The 20,558-nt window shown below is 68.6% G+C and carries 24 protein-coding genes and 1 pseudogene; 16 read left to right on the top strand and 9 right to left on the bottom strand.

The window, feature by feature from the left end; all coding sequences use genetic code 11:
* Positions 1–51 precede the first annotated feature (51 nt).
* The 5 genes and pseudogenes from EGM46_RS15165 to EGM46_RS02425 all read left to right on the top strand — a co-directional run.
* A pseudogene (locus EGM46_RS15165) lies at positions 52–213 on the top strand (SipW-dependent-type signal peptide-containing protein); the annotation flags it as partial.
* Positions 214–289: 76 nt separating this feature from the next.
* Positions 290–1,111 carry an alternate-type signal peptide domain-containing protein gene (locus tag EGM46_RS02440; RefSeq protein ID WP_125098573.1) on the top strand — a complete coding sequence of 274 codons (822 nt, stop codon included), beginning with the start codon at positions 290–292 and terminating at the stop codon, positions 1,109–1,111.
* A 111-nt stretch (positions 1,112–1,222) separates the two neighbouring features.
* Positions 1,223–2,110 (top strand): signal peptidase I, encoded by an 888-nt coding sequence (locus EGM46_RS02435; RefSeq protein WP_164512791.1) that lies wholly within the window; start codon positions 1,223–1,225, stop codon positions 2,108–2,110.
* A 3-nt stretch (positions 2,111–2,113) separates the two neighbouring features.
* Positions 2,114–3,010 carry a hypothetical protein gene (locus EGM46_RS02430; RefSeq protein ID WP_125098571.1) on the top strand — a complete coding sequence of 299 codons (897 nt, stop codon included), beginning with the start codon at positions 2,114–2,116 and terminating at the stop codon, positions 3,008–3,010.
* Between the two features lie 30 nt (positions 3,011–3,040).
* Positions 3,041–3,427: a TIGR02611 family protein gene (locus tag EGM46_RS02425; RefSeq protein ID WP_241156134.1), complete on the top strand. Its 387-nt coding sequence runs from the start codon at positions 3,041–3,043 to the stop codon at positions 3,425–3,427.
* 99 nt (positions 3,428–3,526) lie between these two features.
* Here the strand turns inward: EGM46_RS02425 and EGM46_RS14665 are convergent, their stop codons facing one another.
* The 3 genes from EGM46_RS14665 to upp all read right to left on the bottom strand — a co-directional run bounded on the left by EGM46_RS14665 (position 3,527) and on the right by upp (position 6,104).
* The gene (locus EGM46_RS14665) at positions 3,527–4,246 is read right to left on the bottom strand and encodes a DUF4870 domain-containing protein (protein ID WP_164512790.1); all 720 of its coding nucleotides are present in this window, start codon (positions 4,244–4,246) and stop codon (positions 3,527–3,529) included.
* Positions 4,247–4,383: 137 nt separating this feature from the next.
* Positions 4,384–5,076 carry a winged helix-turn-helix domain-containing protein gene (locus tag EGM46_RS02410; protein ID WP_125098647.1) on the bottom strand — a complete coding sequence of 231 codons (693 nt, stop codon included), beginning with the start codon at positions 5,074–5,076 and terminating at the stop codon, positions 4,384–4,386.
* A 395-nt stretch (positions 5,077–5,471) separates the two neighbouring features.
* Entirely contained in the window at positions 5,472–6,104 is a 633-nt protein-coding gene (gene upp, locus EGM46_RS02405) for a uracil phosphoribosyltransferase (protein ID WP_125098568.1), read from the bottom strand.
* 56 nt (positions 6,105–6,160) lie between these two features.
* Here upp and EGM46_RS02400 point away from each other — a divergent pair, with 56 nt between their 5' ends.
* Positions 6,161–6,595, top strand: coding sequence for a nucleoside deaminase (locus EGM46_RS02400; RefSeq protein ID WP_125098646.1), 435 nt, complete (start codon positions 6,161–6,163; stop codon positions 6,593–6,595).
* Between the two features lie 166 nt (positions 6,596–6,761).
* On the opposite strand, the gene EGM46_RS02395 is transcribed toward EGM46_RS02400, so the two are convergent.
* Positions 6,762–7,724 carry a cation diffusion facilitator family transporter gene (locus EGM46_RS02395; protein WP_125098567.1) on the bottom strand — a complete coding sequence of 321 codons (963 nt, stop codon included), beginning with the start codon at positions 7,722–7,724 and terminating at the stop codon, positions 6,762–6,764.
* Positions 7,725–7,880: 156 nt separating this feature from the next.
* Between EGM46_RS02395 and proC the strand changes: the two genes are divergently transcribed.
* A complete protein-coding gene (gene proC, locus EGM46_RS02390) occupies positions 7,881–8,690 on the top strand; it encodes a pyrroline-5-carboxylate reductase (RefSeq protein WP_125098645.1) in 810 nt (269 codons plus the stop codon).
* 69 nt (positions 8,691–8,759) lie between these two features.
* Here the strand turns inward: proC and EGM46_RS02385 are convergent, their stop codons facing one another.
* Both EGM46_RS02385 and EGM46_RS02380 read right to left on the bottom strand, forming a co-directional pair.
* Complete coding sequence (locus tag EGM46_RS02385; RefSeq protein WP_164512789.1) at positions 8,760–9,425, bottom strand: potassium channel family protein; 666 nt, start codon at positions 9,423–9,425, stop codon at positions 8,760–8,762.
* On the bottom strand, positions 9,418–10,791 hold the full coding sequence (locus EGM46_RS02380; RefSeq protein ID WP_125098644.1) for a potassium transporter TrkG: 1,374 nt from the start codon (positions 10,789–10,791) through the stop codon (positions 9,418–9,420). Before EGM46_RS02380 ends, EGM46_RS02385 begins: the two co-directional genes overlap by 8 nt.
* A gap of 217 nt (positions 10,792–11,008) precedes the next feature.
* On the opposite strand from EGM46_RS02380, the gene EGM46_RS02375 reads away from it, so the two are divergent.
* From EGM46_RS02375 to EGM46_RS02360, 4 genes are all read left to right on the top strand, one after another.
* On the top strand, positions 11,009–11,488 hold the full coding sequence (locus EGM46_RS02375) for an ArsR/SmtB family transcription factor (RefSeq protein WP_125098566.1): 480 nt from the start codon (positions 11,009–11,011) through the stop codon (positions 11,486–11,488).
* Positions 11,489–11,591: 103 nt separating this feature from the next.
* A complete protein-coding gene (locus EGM46_RS02370; protein WP_005504750.1) occupies positions 11,592–11,690 on the top strand; it encodes a 30S ribosomal protein bS22 in 99 nt (32 codons plus the stop codon).
* A 109-nt stretch (positions 11,691–11,799) separates the two neighbouring features.
* On the top strand, positions 11,800–12,090 hold the full coding sequence (locus tag EGM46_RS02365; protein ID WP_125098565.1) for a glutaredoxin family protein: 291 nt from the start codon (positions 11,800–11,802) through the stop codon (positions 12,088–12,090).
* Positions 12,091–12,180: 90 nt separating this feature from the next.
* Complete coding sequence (locus EGM46_RS02360) at positions 12,181–12,483, top strand: Dabb family protein (protein WP_125098564.1); 303 nt, start codon at positions 12,181–12,183, stop codon at positions 12,481–12,483.
* A 108-nt stretch (positions 12,484–12,591) separates the two neighbouring features.
* On the opposite strand, the gene EGM46_RS02350 is transcribed toward EGM46_RS02360, so the two are convergent.
* Positions 12,592–13,479, bottom strand: a complete 888-nt coding sequence (locus tag EGM46_RS02350; protein ID WP_125098563.1) for a helix-turn-helix transcriptional regulator — start codon at positions 13,477–13,479, stop codon at positions 12,592–12,594.
* Between the two features lie 121 nt (positions 13,480–13,600).
* Between EGM46_RS02350 and EGM46_RS02345 the strand changes: the two genes are divergently transcribed.
* A complete protein-coding gene (locus EGM46_RS02345; protein WP_125098562.1) occupies positions 13,601–14,104 on the top strand; it encodes a VOC family protein in 504 nt (167 codons plus the stop codon).
* A 159-nt stretch (positions 14,105–14,263) separates the two neighbouring features.
* On the opposite strand, the gene EGM46_RS02340 is transcribed toward EGM46_RS02345, so the two are convergent.
* A complete protein-coding gene (locus tag EGM46_RS02340) occupies positions 14,264–15,541 on the bottom strand; it encodes a flavin-containing monooxygenase (protein ID WP_125098561.1) in 1,278 nt (425 codons plus the stop codon).
* 219 nt (positions 15,542–15,760) lie between these two features.
* A complete protein-coding gene (locus EGM46_RS02335; protein ID WP_125098560.1) occupies positions 15,761–16,708 on the bottom strand; it encodes a LysR substrate-binding domain-containing protein in 948 nt (315 codons plus the stop codon).
* Positions 16,709–16,859: 151 nt separating this feature from the next.
* Here EGM46_RS02335 and EGM46_RS02330 point away from each other — a divergent pair, with 151 nt between their 5' ends.
* The 4 genes from EGM46_RS02330 to EGM46_RS02315 are packed head-to-tail and all read left to right on the top strand — an operon-like array spanning position 16,860 to position 20,524.
* The gene (locus EGM46_RS02330) at positions 16,860–17,291 is read left to right on the top strand and encodes a RidA family protein (protein ID WP_125098559.1); all 432 of its coding nucleotides are present in this window, start codon (positions 16,860–16,862) and stop codon (positions 17,289–17,291) included.
* A complete protein-coding gene (locus EGM46_RS02325; protein WP_125098558.1) occupies positions 17,288–17,965 on the top strand; it encodes a DUF1028 domain-containing protein in 678 nt (225 codons plus the stop codon). The genes EGM46_RS02330 and EGM46_RS02325 overlap by 4 nt, the downstream gene beginning before the upstream one ends.
* Complete coding sequence (locus EGM46_RS02320; RefSeq protein WP_241156131.1) at positions 17,955–19,127, top strand: M20 family metallopeptidase; 1,173 nt, start codon at positions 17,955–17,957, stop codon at positions 19,125–19,127. The genes EGM46_RS02325 and EGM46_RS02320 overlap by 11 nt, the downstream gene beginning before the upstream one ends.
* 32 nt (positions 19,128–19,159) lie before the next feature.
* The gene (locus EGM46_RS02315) at positions 19,160–20,524 is read left to right on the top strand and encodes an MFS transporter (RefSeq protein ID WP_206427478.1); all 1,365 of its coding nucleotides are present in this window, start codon (positions 19,160–19,162) and stop codon (positions 20,522–20,524) included.
* The last annotated feature ends 34 nt before the right edge of the window (positions 20,525–20,558 follow it).

Here is a 20,558-nt window from a genome sequence, read left to right as displayed (position 1 = left end):
GCGCCGCCACGGTCTCTCCCCCCTTTGCGCTCATCCCCAAGGAGAAACAGCATGACGAACATGAACAACGACCAGATCATCGTCGTGACGGAGCAGAAGAAGCGCCGTCGCGGTCTGATGTGGGTGGCCGCTGGCGCCGCAGCGCTCCTGGCTGGCGGTACGACCTTCGCCCTGTGGTCCGCCTCGGACACGTTCTCGGGTGGCAATATCACCGCCGGTGACCTGAACATCGTNTCGAGCGCCGCCACGGTCTCTCCCCCCTTTGCGCTCATCCCCAAGGAGAAACAGCATGACGAACATGAACAACGACCAGATCATCGTCGTGACGGAGCAGAAGAAGCGCCGTCGCGGTCTGATGTGGGTGGCCGCTGGCGCCGCAGCGCTCCTGGCTGGCGGTACGACCTTCGCCCTGTGGTCCGCCTCGGACACGTTCTCGGGTGGCAATATCACCGCCGGTGACCTGAACATCGTGCAGCTCGAGGACACCTCGTTCTGGGATGTCTCGAACGACCGAAAGGACGCGACTGAGACGGTTGGCGCAACTGACGGCTCGCAGCCAGGCCACCAGATCGACGACGTGAACACCTGGCGCATCGCCCCGGGCGACAAGCTCGCGGCCTCCTTCGAGGCCACCGCGACGCTCGACGGCGACAACCTGGTCGCACGCGTCGGCATTGACGGCCTGCAGAACTACGACGAGGCAATCACCGGAATCAACTACAGCTACGAGGTGTACTACGGCGACCAGCTGCTCGTGACTGAGACCGTGCTCCCGAAGACTGCTGATGCGCCGCTGCTGTACCTCTCGGCTCCTGGCGCGGGTCAGGCCGCAGGCCTTGAGGATGCGACGAACGGTATTCTCGGCTCCACCGCAGCCGCGGTTGACGGCGTCACCGCACAGAGCGCGGTCTTCGGGATGCCCGCGACCTCGGTCGACCTGAACGTGGTCATCTACGCGTCCTTCTACGAGGACCAGGACGGTGACTTCCGTTACCAGGACACCGACGTGACGGTCACCGACCGCACTGATGTCACTCTGGTCGACGCGCTGAGCGAGCTGACCGTCTCGCTGTCGCAGGTGCGCGACACCGGCGCGCAGTTCGGCGCCTAGTTTCGTCGCAGCCGCGCTGCATCGCGGCACGGGTGGCGTCTGGTATTCACCAGGCGCCACCCTCCCCCGTTTCACTCATGACCACCGCCATCAGCGAGAGGAATCCTCACCGTGAGCCGCACGCACGCCCCGAAAGTGAGCCGACGTGTGCGCCGAGCCGTGCGTGCTGACTGGTACGAGTCGCCCTGGCACATCGCCGGTCGCGCCGTCGGTGCAGCTGTCGCCATCGTGGTCATCGCTGCGCTCGCCGCGCTCCTGGTCGTGCCACGCCTCCTCGGCGGCGACTCACTTACTGTCCTCTCCGGCTCGATGGAGCCGACATTCTCGCCCGGGGACGTTGTGGTCGTGAAAGGCGTTGATGAGGGGGCTGTCTGCTCCGACATCGGGGTTGGTGACATCGTGACCTTCTTTCCCGAGCCGAACGACCCGGCACTCATTACCCACCGCGTGATCGGGAAGACTGTCGGCACGTTTGAGGATGGAACCAGCTGCCGACTCATCACTCAAGGCGACGCAAACTCTGACGTCGACGAGCCCATTTCTCCCGCGCAGGTGCGCGGAAAGTTCCTCTACGGTGTTCCCGGCCTGGGGTGGGTGCGTCAGTGGGCGAGCGAAAACACCGGAGCGCTCATCGCAGGAGCGGCCGCGCTCATCGTTGGCGGCTGGCTGCTCAGCGGTCTCCGTCGCCCTCGCAGCACGGTCGTCTCGATTCCGAGAACCGCTGCCGCCGACTCTGGGGCAGCCGCGTCGACACACTCTGGGGCCACAGCTGCCCAGCAGGACACTGCCCCCGCAGCAAACTCGAGCGCCCCAGCGCATGCCGGAACCACTGACTGGAGTCCGGCTCGCGACCACGAACTCCGCGAGCGTGAGCTTGAGCTCCGCGAGCGCGAACTCGAACTCCGCGAGCGTGAGCTCGCCTTTGCACAGGAACGTCGGGACGACTGGCCCACCGCGTTTCTCCATGAAGCCACCTCATCTCAGCGAAGCGAGGCCTGACACATGCGATCCACCGAACACGTCGCCGCATCGGCACGAGTGCTCACGGTCGAATCTTCAGACGGGCTCTCAACCCGCGGCCGGATCATCGCCGGATTCCTCACGGTGATTCTGCTCTTCGGGCTCGGGATTGGCCTGGCGTTTGCTGACGCGCTTCCCACGCTGGGAGGCCGGGCGGATACAGGCGCTACGCCAACGCACAGCGACCCCCAGCGAGCCGGGGTGCCCCGCGCTGACGCATCGACTACCGCGGGGACCGAGGTGCTTCCCGCGAGCGTGGTCACCGCACAGTGGGACGGTCCCGCTGTGCACCTCGACTGGACCGGCGCGGAGTACGCGCGAGCAGAGACGACATTCATCGGTGATCGGACTGCGTCACCCGGAGACCGTGTGGAACGGACGCTCAATGTCGTGAACGCTGGGCCGGGAGCCGGGGTCGCCTCCGTGACCCTCGACCTCGCCGAGGTGATCCCACCTGGCGCTGCGAACCCGCGGCTCGCAGAGGACGTCACGCTCTTCTGGAACATTGGAGGGGTAACTGGGAGCGACACCTTCGCCGCGCTGCACTCTGCGGACCGAGTGAGCGTTGCCGAACTCGCCGTCCCCGCCGGTGAAACGGTGCCGGTGACGGTCGGATTTGCGATGGACGCTGCGGTGGAAGGCTCGCGCGCGGACGGCGCCGACTCCACGATCCTGAGCTTCGATGTTGGCGTGAATCTGACCGGCGAGACGACCCCGCCAGAGCCGCCGAAGCTCGCGATCACGGGTGCGGCCGGGCTCTTCGCGCTCATCAGTATCGCGGCGGCGCTGATACTCCTCGGGGTCCTGCTCGTTGTCCTCCGCCGCCGTCGGCGCGACCGGGACGAGGACGCAGCGATTTCGGAGACACTGCCCGGGTGATCCACAGACCCGGGGCCTAGGCTCGAGTGCATGACCGACCCCTACGCGCATGACGCAGCGCGCGCGCACCGGCTGAGCCGCGGGATCGGGCGATTCATGCACCGGTGGCGTGAGCGGATCCGGCGCAGGCCCTGGCTCAACGTCGTCTACCGCGTGCTCGTCACGGTGCTCGGGCTCGCCGTCGTGGTGATCGGCCTGATCCTGGTGCCGCTTCCCGGGCCGGGCTGGCTGATCGTGTTCCTCGGGCTCACGCTGCTCGGCTCCGAGTACTCGTGGGCGCGGCGCGTGCTCGGCTGGCTGCGCCGCGTGCTCGCTCGGTTCTGGGAGCGCTGGAACGCGTGGCGGGCTGCGCGCCGGGCCCGCCGCGAGGCCCGTGAGCGTGCGTCGCGTGCCGCCGGGAGCGCCGCGGTCTCCTAGCCGCGCTGGGATCCCGCCGCGAGGATCCCGCCGCGCGGACGAAAACAGGGCAGGTCCCGAACCTCGGTTCGGACCCTGCCCTGTTGCGTGCGTGCGGAGTTACTTGATGAACGGCACGTTGAAGATGAAGCCGGGCTGCTCGCCGCGACGATAGCCCTCCGGTGCCTTCGCAGCCGCAATGATGTGGAAGATGAAGAGCACGAACGAGCCGATCCCCAGGATCACGGCGAGGAAACCGCCGATGAAGGGGAGGGCTCCGAGGATCCACGTCGCGACGATGACGCCGACGCGCAGCAGCGAGAAGTTGAGGTTCTCGCGGTGGTACGCGAACGACGCTGCGTGGCCCTTGTCCTTCTCAACGAAGAAGAAGATCAGCGCCGGGATCCAGCTGAAGAATACGGACAGCCAGTAGTTCAGCGTGATGTTGCTCACGGGATCGCTGACGGGCTGCTGGTAGCCGTACGGTGCCTGCGGGGTGCCGCCGGGCGGGGGTGCCTGGTACTGGCCAGCCGCCGGCGGGGCCTGGTACTGGGGCGCGCCGTACTGCGGCGCCGGCTGCTGCGGGGCAGCGTACTGCGGCGCAGCGGGCTGCTGCGGTGCCTGGTACTGCGGGGCAGCCGGCTGCTGGGGTGCCTGCGGCGGGACCGGGGGAACCGGGGGTGCCGCAGGCGCCTGTGGCGCCTCGAACTGCGGAGCCGCGGGAGCCGCGGGGGCCTCCGGCGTCGCGGGTGCCTGGGGTGCTGCGGGCGTGGCAGCCTGCTCAGCGGGCGTCTCCGCGTTCGGCTGGCCGTCCTGACCCTCGGGGGGCAGCGTGCTCATGTCGATCTCCTCTGTGCGTACGAACTGTCTACGAGCGTACCGCAGGCAGCAGAATCCACGGTAGCCATGTGGCGAACTGGCAAAAGCTGCGCTGGGCGCTGGGGCTGGTGCGCTGGGGCGCCTGGATGCCCCCGCGGTTAGAAGACGTCCGGGCTCGGGGTCGCCGTGTGGAGGATCGACACGTCGGCGTGACGGTCGAAGCGGTAGCCCGTGCCGCGCACCGTGCGCACGATGTCCTGGTACTGGGCGAGCTTCACGCGCAGGCGGCGAATGTGCACGTCGATGGTGCGCTCGCTCGGGGTGTCCTCGTCGGTCGCGTCCTGCCACAGCGAGGAGATGAGCTCCTCGCGGCTCACCGTGCGCCCCTCGCGGAGCACGAGGTACTGCAGCAGCTCGAACTCGCGGAACGTCAGCGCGGCAGGGACGTTGTCGAGCAGCACGCGCTTGCGGGACAGGTCGAGCGTGACGCCGCTCGCGGCGCGATCCTGCTCTGCGGCTTCGTGCTGCTTCTGGCGCGCGTGAGCCGCCGGATCGCCGAGCGCGAGGCGCACAACGTCAACGTCGCGACCACCGGTCTGCTCGGGGGCAAGCGCGACCGCCGCGTACGTCTCCGCGGTGGGAGCGAGCTGGGCGACCAGGCGCTTGATCTGGGTGACGATCTCGCCGAGACGGGGATCGCCGTCCGCGATCTTGTCGTCAGCGAGGCCGACGTAGAGTGCGAAGCCGCGCACCTCGGTGCCCTCGGGCACGTTGCGGTCGGGCGTCGCGACCGGGGGGAGTGCCGCGGTGAGGTCGGGGCGTGCGCTGCGGAGAGTCTGGGTGGTGCTCATGATGATGATGTCCTTGTGTGCTGTCACTCCGCGGTCGTTCGCGGAGCTGGCCTCGGCGGCGATGCGGAGGCGCTGAGTGCGGGCGAGCGGTGGGCCGTGCGGCGTCCTGCTCAGGGGAGGCGGTCTGCTCGGGATCGAGCCGGCCGCAGGTGAAAACGCGATTCAGAAGCGGTTCACATGCACATTCGACAGCGCATGACACCCTGACCGGCCATCATCATGCCGGTTTGCCCAATGTTCACCTCGAAGGCGGACTGGGGACGAATGGTGTCATGCATAAGGCACAGTTAAGCAAAGCATTGCGCTGCGTGTCAACCCGTGACGAAAAATGACGCCCCGTGACGGTCCGGCATGGCCGGTCGTCACGGGGCGTCAGAAGGGGTGGGTGGCTGTGGCTATGCCGTGCCGTAGAGGCGGTCGCCCGCGTCGCCCAGGCCGGGCACGATGTACGCGTGCTCGTCGAGGCCCTCATCAAGCGCGCCGAGCACGAGGGTGACCTTGCGGTCGCCGGCGGCCTCGCGGATCGCCTCGACACCCTCGGGGGTGCCGAGCACGCAGATCGCGGTCACGTCGTCGGCGCCTCGGTCGAACAGGAACTTGATCGCGCCCGCGAGCGAGCCGCCCGTCGCGAGCATCGGATCGAGCACGAAGCACTGGCGGCCGGCGAGCGACTCGGGGAGGCGCTCGGCGTACGTGGTGGGCTGCAGTGTCTCCTCGTCGCGCACCATGCCGAGGAAGCCGACCTCAGCGGTGGGGACGAGCTTCACCATGCCCTCGAGCATGCCGAGGCCGGCGCGCAGGATCGGCACGACGAGCGGCAGCGGCTCGCTGAGGCGCACGCCGGTGGTGGGCGATACGGGAGTCTGGATCTCGTGTGGCTCGACGCGCACCTCGCGCGTCGCCTCGTAGGCGAGGAGCGTCATGAGCTCCTCGATGAGGAGCCGGAAGGTGGGCTGCGGCGTTTTCGCGTCGCGGAGCACCGTCAGCTTGTGGGTGATCAGGGGATGGTCCGCAACGAAAACTCGCATGCGCCTATTCTATTGCCGTGCCCACCATCCCTCCATCATCCGCGGAGCGCTCCGCGATGGAACTCGCGCTCGCTGCGGCCCGCGAGGCCGCAGCCGACGGTGAAATCCCGGTCGGGGCCGTGGTGCTCGGGCCCGACGGGGCGGTGCTCGGTACGGGCCGCAACACGCGCGAAGCCGATCCTGATCCCACGGGTCACGCCGAGGTCGTTGCCATCCGGGCGGCCGCGCGTGCGCTCGGGGATCGCGTGCTTGCGGGCTGCACGCTGGTGGTCACGCTCGAACCCTGCGCGATGTGCGCGGGTGTGATCCTCGCTGCCCGCCTGCCGCGCGTCGTCTTCGGTGCGTGGGATGAGAAGGCCGGCGCGGCGGGCAGCCAGTACGATCTGCTGCGCGACGGCCGGCTACCGCACCCGGTGCCCGAGGTGGTCGCCGGGGTGTGCGAGACGGAGTCGGTGGCGCTGCTCCGCGCGTTCTTCGCGTCGCGCCGCTGACACCCGCGCCCACATCCGCGGGGCGTACGCGGAGCCGCACCCCGCGCCCGCGCCCGCGCGCCCGCGCATCCCGATCCCGCAGGAGAAATCTCGAATCTCGGAGGGTTTCCCGTGAAAACCCCCGAGATCCCGAATTTCTCCGGCTGAGGTGGTGGCATCAGTCGCGTTAGTCGCTCGAGAGCATCACAATCGAGCTCGTCGTCGGCTGCGCCACCGACGGGTCGAGGTACACGTCGGGCTCGATGTAGATGATGCGTGCGGCCGGCACGGCCTCGCGCACGCGGCGCTCCGCAAGATTGATGATCATCGACACCTCGTTCATGGTGCGCGCGGCGTCGAGGCTGATCTTCGCGCCGACCATGAACTCGTCGGGGCCCAGGTAGAGCGTCTTCATGTGGATGATGCGGTCGATGTCCTTCGACTTCATGAGCGCCGCCTCGATCTTCGCAACGTCCTCGTCGCTCGCCCCTTCGCCGACCAGCAGACTCTTCACCTCGATGCCGATGATCACGGCGACCGCGACGAGCAGCACGCCAATGGCGATCGTCGCGATGCCGTCGAACAGCCCGTTCCCGGTGAGGACGGTGAGGCCGACGCCGAAGAACGCGATCACGAGGCCGAGGAGCGCGGCGACGTCCTCGAGCAGCACGACGGGCAGCTCGGGCGCCTTCGAGCGGCGAATGAACTGGAACCAGCTCGAGTTGCCCTTCAGCGGGCGGCTTTCCTGGATCGCGGTGCGCAGCGAGAAGCTCTCGAGCACGATCGCGATCGCGAGCACGAGCAGCGGCAGCCACCACATGTCGAGCGGGTGCGGCTCGCGGATCTTCGAGATGCCCTCGTAGACCGAGAACACGCCACCGATGGAGAACAGCACGATGGCGACGACGAAGGCGTACACGTACCGCACCCGGCCGTAGCCGAAGGGATGCTCCTTGTCGGCGCGCTGCTTGGCGCGCTTGCCGCCGAGCAGGAGGAGGAGCTGGTTGCCTGAGTCGGCGAGCGAGTGCACGCCCTCCGCGAGCATCGACGACGAGCCGGAGAACGCCCAGGCGATAAATTTCGTGATCGCAATGCCCATATTGGCGAGGAACGCCGCGATGATTGCCTTGCTGCCGCCTGACGCGCTCATGTCAGATGCCCTCCAGTCACGAGTTCGAGCTCTTCTGGGTCATTCTATGCGCCGAGCACAGGCGTACCGCCATATGCCGCTGCGCGCCGCACTCCCTAGACTGTTCGCGTGAGCGAAGCGACGACGACCCAGCAGCAGACACTCCCTCAGACCGCCATGATCGGCGTTGGATCGATGGGCGGTGCGATCCTTGCCGGCCTCCGCGGCCCCGAGGTGGCGATTGCGCGCCCCATCCGCGTGACCACGAACTCCGCGGCGAGCGCGGCCCAGTTCGCCGGGGCCGACGACGTGGTGGCGCGGGCGGTCGCCGAGGACCCGGAGGCGAACCGTGCGGCAGTGGCCGGGGCCGGTCTCGTGATCCTCGCGGTGAAGCCGTGGCTGATCCTCGACACGGCGCGGGAGATCGCTGACGCGCTCGAGCCCGGCGCGATCGTGGTGAGCGTCGCGGCCGGCGTGCCGAGCGCCGCGATCGAGGCGGTGCTGCCCGCGGGAACGTCCGTGGTGCGCACGATGCCGAACACGCCGTCGCACATCGGTCGCGGCGTGACGGGCATCGCCGGGGGCGCGAACGCGAGCGACGCCGACGTCGCGCTCGTGCGCGCGCTGTTCGAGACCGTTGGCTCGGTGCTCGTGGTTCGCGAGGACCAGATCAACGATGTTGGCGCCGTGTCGGGATCCGGCCCGGCGTACGTGTTCCTCTTCGTTGAGGAGATGATCGCGGCGGCCGAGCGGCGCGGCTTCACGCCGGAGCAGGCGCGCGAGCTCGTGCAGCAGACCCTCGTCGGCTCCGCGCTGCTGCTCGAGGCGAGCGGCGAGGATCCCGCGCAGCTCCGCCGCAATGTGACGAGCCCGAAGGGCACGACCGAGCAGTCGGTGCTCGTGCTGCAGGAGGGCGGCTGGCCCGAGCTGTTCGATCGCGCGCTCGCCGCAAACGTGCGCCGCGCGAAGGAGCTCGAGGCGCAGTAGCCGCAGCGCCGGGAACGAGCAGCTCGGGATCGGGGCGCTGCGTGCGCCGCGATCCCGATCCCGCACTGCTTATCCGATGGTGGCGAACCGCTCCACGTCGGAGGCCGTGCCGCTCACGATGATGAGGTCGTGCGGCGAGATCAGCGTGTCCTGCGTCGCGTGCGTGAACGGCTGACCTGGCGTCTTCACCCCGACGACCGTGACGCGGTAGCGCGTGCGCACCGCGCTCTCCGTGAGCGTGCGCCCCCGGATCGAGCGCGGGGGGTACATCTTCGCGATGACGTAGTTGTTGTCGAACTGGATGAAGTCGAGCATCGCGCCGCTGAGGAGGTGCGCGACGCGCTCGCCGGCCTCGCGCTCGGGGTAGATGACGTGGTTCACGCCGATGCGCTCAAGAATCTTGCCGTGCGATGCGGAGATCGCCTTCGCCCAGATCTGCGGGATCTCGAGGTCGACGAGGTTCGCGGCGATGAGCACGCTCGCCTCGATGGACGAGCCGGTGGCGACGACCGCGATCTGAAACTCGTCCGCGCCGATCTGGCGGAGCGCCTCCATCGAGCGCGCGTCGGCCTGCACCGCGTGCGTCACGCGGTCGGCCCACTTCTGCACGAGTGTCGGGTCGGTGTCGACGACGAGCACCTCGCGGTCCTGGCGGTCCAGCTGGCCGGCCGTCGCGGCGCCGAAGCGCCCGAGGCCAATCACCAGCACGGGGGCATCACTGCGAATATCAACCAACGATCGGCCTTTCTTCGGGGAGACGGAACAGGCGTGAGCGGTTCGTCGCGGCGACGGCCGCCGCGAGCGTGACCGTGCCGACGCGGCCGGCCCACATGGTGGCGATGAGGACGTACTTCCCCGCGTCGGGGAGTTCCGCTGAGAGGTTCGAGGAGAGCCCGCACGTGCCGAAGGCGGAGATCACCTCGAAGAGCACGATGTCGAGCGACTCGCCCGTGATGTGCATGATCGTCACCGTCGCGGCGAGCACGATCGTCGCACCCCAGATCATGATCGAGATCGAGACGCGCAGCACCTCGTTGGGGATCGAGCGGCCGAACGCCTGGATGTCCTTGTAGCCGCGCGCCTCGGCCCAGGCCGCGAGGAACAGCACCGCGATCGTGGTCACCTTGATGCCGCCAGCGGTGGACGCCGAGCCGCCGCCGACGAACATCAGCATGTCGATGACGAGCAGCGTCGAGCCGTTCATGTCGAGCGGGTCGATGATCCCGAGCCCGCCCGAGCGGGTCATGATCGACATGTACACGGCGCTGAACATGGTCTGCCCGAAGTTCTGGTCGCCGAGCGTCGCCTGGTTGTTCCACTCGAGCGCCGCGATCGCGAGCCAGCCGAAGATCACGAAGATGATCGTGGTCGTGAGCGTCAGCTTCGCGTGCAGTCCGAGCCGCTTGTGCGCGCGCCAGCCGCCACCCACCACGTAGCGGTAGAGCGCGAAGATCACGGGGAACCCGATGGCGCCGAGGAACACGCCGATGGCGAGCACGCTGAGCAGGTACACGTCCGTGGCGAACGGCTCGAGGCCACCCTGCAGCGGAACGAACCCCGTGTTCGTGAACGCCGACGCCGAGAGGTAGAAGCCGTTCCACAGCGCGTGCAGGAAGTCGTAGCCAGCAGCCATGAGGCGCGGCGTGATGAGCACCGTGAGCGCCGCCTCGATGATCACGACGCTGAGCGCCACCGACCCCAGCAGCCCGCCGATCTCGCCGAGGCCGACGGCCTGGCTCTCCGAGACGTCGCGCCCCATGCGCATCGGGTTCGTGTCGCCAGCGGCGAGGAGGCGCTGGCGGAGGCCGAGGCGCCTGGTCACGGTGAGTCCGAGGATGCTCGCGAGCGTCAGCACGCCGATGCCGCCGATCTGCAGGCCGGCGAGCACCAGCAGCTCGCCGAAGAGCGACCAGTGCGTCGACATGTCGACGGTGGAGAGGCCGGTGACGCAGATCGCGGAGACCGCGGTGAAGAGCGCGTCGGCGAGCGGCGTGACCTTCCCGTCGGCCGATGCGAACGGGAGGGAGAGCAGCGCGGTCCAGAGCAGGATCAGCGCGGTGAAGACGAGCAGTGCAAACCGGGCCGGCGATGAGTGGATCATCGCTCCGAGCCAGGATCGCCGCGAGAACGTGGTGGCGCGGCGATGGTTCACGGCGGGTGCCCCCACGGTTTGCCTACTTTCGGGTGACGGTGCGAGCCTCGTGGATCTCACGTTCTCGCCTCGATTTAGACATCGTACACACGCTGCGGACGCGGGTGAAGTGCGCCCCGCGCGGTTCATGCGGGACAGAACTGGCCCGTACGACTACCCTGGATGCATGCCAGATATCTTCGGGGTCATTGCCGACGCGACCCGGCGCGACATCCTGCAGGTGCTGCTCGAGCGGTTCCAGCGCGATTCTGAGATCAGCGTGTCGGAAATTGTCGCTCAGCTGGAGATCAGCCAGCCCACCGTGTCGAAGCACCTGAAGGTGCTGCGTGAGTCGGAGCTCGTCACCGTGCGCGAGGAGGGGCAGCACCGCTTCTACTCGCTGAACCCCGAGCCGCTCGAGATGATCGAGGACTTCGTGATCCCCTTCCTGTCCGCCGGCTTCGACACCGAGGTGACGGTCGAGTACCTCTCCGAGAACGGGGAGCGCGTGCCGGGGCCGGCGTCCGATGACGCCTTCACCGACGCCGGCGAGGAGGAGGTGCTGCCCGAGGAGGCCGCCGCCGCCGCGGAGCGCATGGGGCGCGCCGCCGCGCGGGCCGAGAACCGGGTGAAGGAGCTCGTCGCGCGCTTCCGACTGCGCGATTAGGCGGCGTTTCTCGTTCTCAGTTCGCGCTCCGGCGTTTCGCCGAGTAGAATAACTGTTTTGTGGGCCACGAATCCGGCGGCCCGAGAGACGTTGTGAGGTGACCGTGGGTTCAGTTATTAAGAAGCGCCGTAAGCGCATGTCCAAGAAGAAGCACCGCAAGCTGCTTCGAAAGACGCGTCACCAGCGTCGCAACAAGAAGTAGTCGAGGCGCCCCGAGCGCAATCGATGCTGGCGTCGGGCCCCTGGTCCGGCGCCTTTTGTTTTCCCCCGGGCCGCTCCGGCCCGGCTTCCGTTCGAGAGGAGCGACCGCCATGCGCACCGTGCAGCTCACGCTGATCGGCAAGCCGGGGTGTCACCTGTGCGAGGACGCGCGCGAGGTCATCGCTGGCGTGCGCGCAGAGTTGGCGACGCGCGGCATCGAGACCGCCCTCGCGGAGCTCGATATCCAGCAGGATCCTGCGCTCGCGCGGAAGCACTCCGAGCACATCCCCGTGGTGCAGATCGGCGGCAAGCAGCACGCCATCTGGCGCGTCGACGCGGCGCGGCTCACTGCGGCGGTCGAGAAGGCCGCCCGCGGCCCGCTCGGCGGCCTCCTCCGCTGATCGGGATCACCTGATCGGGATCAGCCCGATGTTTTTCCGGCGTTCGCGCCGTCCACCGTTCGGGCGAGGCCCGAGAAAGAACGTGCACCCATGACGCTTCGTCACATTGTTTCCTGGAAGCTGAACGGCGAGACGCGCGCCGAGCGCGACGCGCAGGCTGCCGAGATCACCGCGGCGCTCGCCCCCCTCCCGCAGCTCGTGCCGACGGTGCGCGCGCTCGCGGTGCACCGCAACGAGCTGTTCGACGGCGAGAATTACGACCTCACGCTTGTCGCCGACTTCGACGACGCCGAGGGTCTCGCCGTGTACGCGACGCACCCGGACCACGTCGCGGCTGGCGCCGTCGTGAAGCGGTACGCGGTGGCTCGCGTGGCGACGGACTTCACGCTCTAGCGCCCCGGGCTCCCGCCCCCCCCCCCCGTCCCCCCTCGCCCCCCCGTCCCCCCTCGCCCCCCCCGTCCCCCCTCGCCCCCCCCTCCGTCCGCCCAGGATCGGGGTCACTCAGGCAGGGTGTCGCGTGCCATCCTGCGGCAACACCCTGCCTGAGTGACCCCGATCCGGGGCGGGGGCCTGGGCGGGGGCCTGGGCGCGGGCGCGGTAGTCGCTCGGCGTGAGCCCCAGCACGGCCTTGAAGTCGGTGGAGAAGTGGGCGTGGTCGGTGTACCCGAGCGCGTGTGCGAGCTCGGCGATCCTGATCCCCGGATGCCCCGATCCCGCCTCGTCGCCGCGGAGTGAGGCTGCGGCCTCCTGGATGCGTCGGCGCTGAATCATGCGGTGCAGCGAGAGGCCGAAGTATCGTGCGGCGATGCGCTGCAGGGTGCGCGTTGACGCGTGGAGCTGCGCGGCGAGCTGATCGACGCGCGTCACCGCGGGGTCCGCGAGCAGCTCGGCCAGGCGGTTGGCGAGCTCCGCCTCGGCGTCGGGCTGCGGCACGCGAGCGAGGAGCCAGGCCGAGAGCAGCTCGGCCGCTGCTGCCCGCCGCTGGGCCGGCGGCCGCTCGGCCGCCATTGCCGCGTGCACGGCAGCGTGCAGCTCGGCCGCGTCGACCACGATGCTCGTGTCCCTGATCGATGCGGGATCCGGGCACAGCGCTGGCACCGCGGCCGGCCGCAGGAGCGCGCCAACCGCCCAGCCTGCGCCGCGCAGCTCCCGCTCCGAGCGCGTTGTCGGCGGGCCAACGAGCGTGACCCCGTCGGGCTCGACCACCAGATTGCACGCCGGGAACGGCAGTACCTCCTGACGGGACACGACCCCGGGCGGGAACGCCCACTCGGGAATCCACAGCCACCGCACCAGCGGAGCGAGCTCTGCCGTCGGCGCGATCCGGTGAAACTCGGGCAGCCGGTGCGGGTAGAGCACTCCGCGGTTCGTGCCCTGCGCCTCTGCCATCCCTGCCCCTCCCCGGTGCGCGGGTGACGCACGATCGGGGCGCGCTGCCGCGCCGCCGCGTCCCGAAAGGCTGTCGCAAATCTGCAAGCCGCGCCCGCGAGATCGATCTTACGATGAGCGCATGACCACTGCAGCGACAGCCCCGGCCAACGGGGCCCACACCACCAACGGACGTCCGAACGGCTCCTCGAGCCTCACTCCGTTCCTCGTTATCCCCGATGCGCGTAGTGCGATCGAGTTCTACCGCGGCGTATTCGGCGCGCGCGTGATCGACGTCACCGAGATGGGCGGCCGGGTGGCGCACGCGGAGCTCGGCTTCGAATCGGGGCACCTGCAGCTCGGCGAGCCGCTCCCCGAGTACCACCTCGTGGCTCCTCAGGCGGGCGAGGACGACTGCTACTCGATCGGGATCTATGTGCCCGACGCCGACGCCGTGGTTGAACGGGCGCTTGCCGCGGGGGCGACGCTCCGCGAGCCGCTCAGCACCTTCGTGTCGGGCGACCGCTACGCGAGCATCCGCGACCCGTTCGGCGTGCGCTGGTCGGTGATGACGCGCGTCGAGGACCTGTCCGAGGAGGAGAGCGCAGCGCGCGTGCGCGCGTGGAGCGAGGCGGCCCGGGCGTAGCCCGCGTCCCGTCCCCGCCCGCCGCCCCGCCCCCTGGCCTCCCGCGGATCGGGGTCACTCAGGCAGGGTGTCGCCGGCGAAAGTCCAGCGACACCCTGCCGCAGTGACCCCGATCCGACGGGGCGGGGGCGGGGCCGGGCCGGGCCGGGGTGGAGAGCGCTAAGCCGGGACGAGGGCCGCGTGGCCCGTGTACGCGCGATAGCCCTGCTGGATCGCGATCTGGTCGGCCAGGAACTTCGCGTCGTGCCAGATTCCCCAAATGAACGTTGAGCCACGCCGCGACTGCCACGGCAGGCCGAGGAAGTACACGCCGGGCACCTGGGAGATGCCGCGCTGCTGCACCGGACGCCCCTGCGGGTCGAACGCGTCGACCTCAAGCCAGCTGTAGTCGGAGCGGAAGCCGGTAGCCCACACGATCGAGGTGACGCCAGACGCCGCCAGGTCGAGGTGCTGGATCGGGTGCGTGACGCTCTCGGGATCCGGACCGAACGCCCGTGCCTCGGGTTCCTCGGGAAGGTCGAGCCGGTGCTGTTCAATGTACGCATCAGCCGCATCGAGGATGGCGAGGTAGCTGGCGTCGCCGATGGCGATGTTGCGCCCGAGATCCGGGGCGAAGGTGAGCGTGCCGCCCTCGTACGAGATCGCTTTCCCCACGAGTGTGATGCCGGCAGCCGCGAGTTCACGGAAATCAACCGTGTGCCCGCCGTGCGCGCCGCTCACCGCGATCGTGACGTGCTCAGCGCCCGCCGAGGGGTTCGGAGCGTCCCACATGCCGAGCACTCCGAGCCACCACACGAAGTCGCGGTCACGGTAGCGGCGCGGTGGACGCTCGTGAGGACTCACGGCGAGGTACACATCGCGGCCGGCCTCCCGCAGTTCCGCGGCGATCTGCACGCCGGAGGATCCTGATCCCACCACGAGCACGCCACCCGCGGGAAGCTGATCCGGGTTCTTGTACTGCGCCGAGTGGATCTGGGTCACTGGCTCCGATGCGGGGACAATCGGGGGGATCGACGGCTGCTGGAACGCGCCGGTTGCGGCCACGATGTAGCGCGCGGCGATGGGGCCGGCGCTGGTGTCGGCGAGATAGCCGGGAGCCTCAGCGTTGCGGCGCACCGCGTGCACGGTGACGCCGGTGCGCACGGGCAGTTCGAACGCTTGCACGTACTCCTCGAAGTACTCGGCGACGCGCTCCTTCGTGGCGAAACCGTCGTCGTCGACCCCCGTGAAAGTGAGACCGGGGAAACGATCGTGCCACGCTGGGCCGTTGGCGACGAGCGAATCCCAGCGCTCGGTGCGCCAGCGCTCGGCAATGCGATTCCGTTCGAGAACAATGTGGGGAATGCCGTGGCTGGTGAGGTGCTCGCTCATCGCGATTCCGGCTTGGCCGCCGCCGATAACGAGGACTTCGGTGGCCTCGGGTGCTGGGCTCGACATGGTGATTCTCCGCTCGAGATAGGGATCGACGCGGATCCTCGCTGCCGTGGTGCAGGGGACCAAGCCGGGATCCGCGACCGGGGCGCTCAGGTGTGCGTGCCCGGGTGATCCCCAGCAAAGCGCAGCGATTGCGCGGGAAGCCAATACACGTTCGCGGTGCATTTGATCGATTTCTCAGATCGAGAACACTGACCCAATCTGAAAAAGACATTCAAGGGGTTAGTGCGCGGCGTCAGCCCCGGCCGCCTGGCGTGCGGATTCTTCCGCGACGAGCTCGCGCACTGCCTGTGTGACCGCACGTGCGCGCGCCGAGGGCTCGACCTGGGCGAGCGAAGCGACGGTGATGCCGAGGCTGCGGACCTCGTCCGTGATCTCAACGACCGCGGTTCGGTTGCCTGCGTACGTCTCCGCGACGCGAGGACGCTGGTTCAGGATCGCGAAGCCGAGGCCCATGGCGACGAACGAACGCACGGCCTCGTAGTTCGTGGTGCGGTACTTGATGTGGGGCTGCAGTCCAGCGTCGCGGAGGAGCCCGAGGAAGTACTGGCTGCTATCGGGGAGGTCCAGGAGCACGAGTGGTTCCGCCGCGAGGTCCGCAAGGCTCGCCCGGCCTTGCACGGCGAGCGGGTGATCGGTCGCGACGATCGCGTGCGGCCGTGCGACCCCCACGACCTCCTGCGTGATCCCATCGGCGTCGGTGAGGTCGTAGCTGATCGCGAGTTCGGCGCGACCGCCACGGAGATCGGCGAGATTCTGTTCGTAGTCTCCCTCGCGCACCTCGACCGTGAGTTCGGGGTGCGCGTGCTGGAGGCGTGCGAGGAGCTGCGGGAGCAGAAACGGTGTCAGCGTGTGGAAGCAGGCAAGCGTGATCGACCCGCGCACCTCACCGCGCTCGGACTGGATCGTGTCGATCGACTCCGTGAGGAGGCCGAACAGGCGGTGCGTGTCGCGCAGGAGCGACTCGCCGGACGCGGTGAGGATGAGCCCCTTAGCGTGCTGGCGGATGAAGAGCGCGGCACCGAGCGCACGCTCGAGCTGCGAGATGGCGGTTGACACCGCTGACTGCGCGACGTGCAGGTTCTCACTCGCCACGGTCATGTTGAGTGTCTTCGCGCACTCGGTGAAATAGCTGAGCTGCGTGAGTGTGAGGGGAAACCGCTGTGCCACGGTGCACGTGCCTTCCTGTGAGCATCTGCGCGTTTTGAATCTACTGAACTGATTCTAACTCTATCTTTTCACTATTTTACAGATGGAAGCGGGGTTCCGACAATGGGGAGGACCGGGCCGGCCGCGCCCACGTACTCATCGAGGAGGACCAGTGACGGAGACGACGCACCTGCGCCTGCGGAAGTTCAACACGAAAGAGACCTACCCGGAGCAGAATCTCGACAACGATCTGTGCCAGGCGGTCGTTGCCGGCGGGGTCGTCTACCTCCGCGGGCAGATCGGACAGGATCTCGAGACCCGCCAGTCCGTTGGCATCGGCGACGTCGTTGCACAGACCGAACAGGCCATGCGCAACATCGACATGCTGCTCGCCGAGGCGGGCAGCAGCCTGCGGGACATCGTGAAGGTGACCGTGTACATCACTGACCCGCGCTATCGCGAGGACGTGTATCGCACCATGGGTCGATGGCTGCGCGGCGTGTTCCCCGTCTCGACCGGGATCGTGGTGCAGGCGCTCGCCCGCCCGGAGTGGCTCGTCGAGATCGACGCGACCGCCGTGCTGAGCCAGGGGAGCGCCGGATGACGTTCTCGCTGCTCCTGCGCGACCCTCGCACCGGCGAGTTCGGCTCCATTATCTCCTCCTCCTCCCCTGCGGTCGCGGCGCGCTGCGTCGCGCTCGCTGACGGTGTCGGCGGGGCGCACACCCAGAACGTCACGGACCCCCGGCTCGGGCCAGCACTCATTGCGCGACTCCGTGCGGGAGACACCGCGCAGCAGGCGGTCGACACGGTCGTCGCTCAGGCCGATCCCGCGCTGATTCCGTATCGCCAGCTCCTGGTACTCGATGCAGCGGGCACGACCGCCGCGTACTCGGGCGATCGCGCGCTCGGCGTATTCGGGGCGGTGACACGAGAGAACGCGGTGGCCGGCGGCAACATGCTCGCGAGCCCCGCGGTGCTCGACGCCCTCGTTGACACTGCCCTCACCTCTCCTGGGCAGCTCGAAGAACGCCTCTTCGCCGCGTTCCGTGCCGCGCTCGACGCTGGCGGGGAGGAAGGCCCAGTGCACTCCGTGGGGCTCGCCGTCGTGCGAGACGCCGGTTGGCGGGTCACCGATCTGCGCGTTGACTGGTCAGAGGATCCCGTTCGCGAGCTGCACTCCGCTCTCACCGTGTGGCTCCCGCAGCGCGACGACTACGTGAGCCGCGGCCTCAACCCCGCAGCGGCGCCGTCCTATGGGGTGCCAGGTGACGAGTGACACGCGAAAGCAGCGCATCGCCGATCGCCTGAGCGCGGTCGAACTGGAACTCGTCGCGCTCTCCACGGAACTGCACGAGCATCCTGAACTGGGGTGGGAGGAGCATCGCTCGTCCGCGGCAGTTGCGGCCGCGCTCCGCGCGCACGGCTTCACGGTCGAGCAGCCGTACCTCGGGCTCGACACCGCGCTGCGCGCGCGCCTCGAGCCCCGCGGTTCGACGCGGTTCACCGTGGGCTTTCTCGCCGAGTACGATGCGCTGCCCGGCCTCGGACACGCGTGCGGGCACAACCTCATCGCCGCGATGTCGGTCGGGGCGGCCCTCTCACTCGCCGCCGTGGCGGAGGAGATCGGCATCGCCATCGAGGTGATCGGCACTCCGGCTGAGGAGGGCGGCGGGGGCAAGATCGTGCTGCTCGAACGAGGCGCATTCTCGCACCTCGACCTCGCGCTCATGGCGCACCCGGCACCGGTCGACGTGGCGGAGGCGCGGCCCTTCGCGGTGACGCACTGGCACGTGCAGTATGACGGCCGCGCCGCGCACGCCGCAGCGTACCCCGAGCGGGGAGTGAACGCGAACGACGCGCTCCTCATAGCGCAGGTGGCGCTCGGGCTCCTGCGCCAGCAGCTCCCAGCCGGGGTGCGGGTGCACGGCGTGCAAACGCGCGGCGGTGAGGCGCCGAATGCGATCCCCGAGCGTACCGAGGCGCGGTGGTACGTTCGCGCCGAAACCACCGAGCAGCTCCTCGCATTGGAGGCTCGGGTGCGTGCCTGCTTTGCAGCCGGTGCGCTGGCAACGGGCGCCGAGCTGACGATCACGCCAGAGAGCGAACGGTACGCGGAGATGCGCACCGACGAGGAAGTGCTCGAACACTATCGGGAGAACATGCGTGCGCTCGGCCGCAGCTTCGACGCCGACCCGGCCTCGGCGACGATGAATCGGGCATCGACCGATATGGGCAACGTGTCCCAGATAGTGCCCGCGATCCACCCCTACATCGGGGTGGGTGGCGATGCCAGCAACCACCAGCCAGCCTTCGCGGCAGCGTGCGTCGGTGAGCGCGCGGAGCGCGCACTGCGGGACGGGGCCGTCGCGCTCGCCTGGACCGCGCTCGACACCGCGATCGCGCGTGCCACTTCAGGGCCGCACAACCGACCTGCGTGACCATCGGCCATCGGCCAGAAACGGAGATGTCAATGTCGACGTCGAAGCCTCAGCGCGAACTCAGCGACCTCATCAGTAAGAAGAGCCTCAGGAAGAGCGTGGTCGCCGGATCCATCGGCGTGTTCGTGCACTGGTTTGACTGGGCGGTCTACGCCTACCTCGCTGGCACGATCGCGGTCGTGTTCTTCCCCGAGTCCGACGGCACCGCTGGGCTCCTGTCCGCGTTCGCGGTGTTCGCGATCTCGTTTCTCGTGCGCCCCATCGGTGCCATCATCTTCGGTCGCTTGGGCGACCGGCTGGGGCGGAAACAGACGCTCTCGATCGTCATCCTGGCGATGGCGCTCGCCACGCTCGTGCTCGGGCTCCTGCCTGGGTACTCCTCGATCGGGATCCTGGCGCCCATCCTCCTCATCGTCACGCGTGTGGTGCAGGGGCTCGCCGCGGGCGGTGAATTCGGCAGCGCAGCCGCATTTCTCGGGGAGTTCTCGCCTGCACGGCACCGTGGTTTCGGGGTGAGCTGGCTCGAGGTGGGAAGCCTGCTCGGATTCCTCATGGCCTCGTTCACCGTTGTGCTGCTGAACCTTGCGTTCACCACGCAGGAGATCGCCGATTGGGCGTGGCGAATCCCGTTCCTGATCACCGTGCCGCTCGGCTTCATCGGCCTGTACATCCGCCGCAGGATCGAGGACACCCCGGACTTCCAGCAGCTGCAACAGCTCGAGACGGTGTCGCACGCGCCAGTGAAGGAGGTGTTTCAGCGCAACTGGCGTGAATTCCTGCAGACCTCCGGCATGGAGATCTTCATGAACGTCACATTCTACGTCGTGCTCGTGTACCTGCTCACCTACCAAGAGGTCTATATCGGCTTCGATGCGGGGCGGGCGGCGTTGCTCTCCACGCTCGCGTCAGCGCTGGGGCTCATCGTGGTGCCACTCGCGGGGGCGCTGTCCGATCGTGTGGGGCGGAAACCCGTGCTGATGACCGCGGCAATCGCGCTGACCGTACTCGCGATCCCGCTCTTCATGCTCATGCAGTCCGGTGAGGAATGGGCAGCATTCGTGTCGACGCTTGGCCTCGCACTGATCCTCGCCATCATCCTCGGGACACACGCGGTGACCGTGGTGGAGCTCTTCCCCACTCGAACCAGGCAGACCGGCCTCTCGATCGCCTACGCCGTGACCGCCGCGCTCTTCGCGGGGACCGCCCCCTACGTGCTCACCTGGCTGCTCGGAGAGACCGGCAACCTGCTGGTGCCCGGGTTCTTCCTGGCGGTGGTGGGCGTCGTCGGGATCATCACCGTGCTCTCGATTCCCGAGACCCGCGGCACCTCGCTCATCAAACCGCAGGATCTCGAAACCGCGACGGTGGAGCTCCCTGCGGAACTCCTCGAACCGTAACCGGCCTCCCCGGCGCACGCCGGAACGATCACCC

The organism is Leucobacter chromiireducens (assembly GCF_003917135.1).
GTDB lineage: Bacteria > Actinomycetota > Actinomycetes > Actinomycetales > Microbacteriaceae > Leucobacter > Leucobacter chromiireducens_A.
This window is presented reverse-complemented; position numbering and strand designations above follow the sequence as displayed.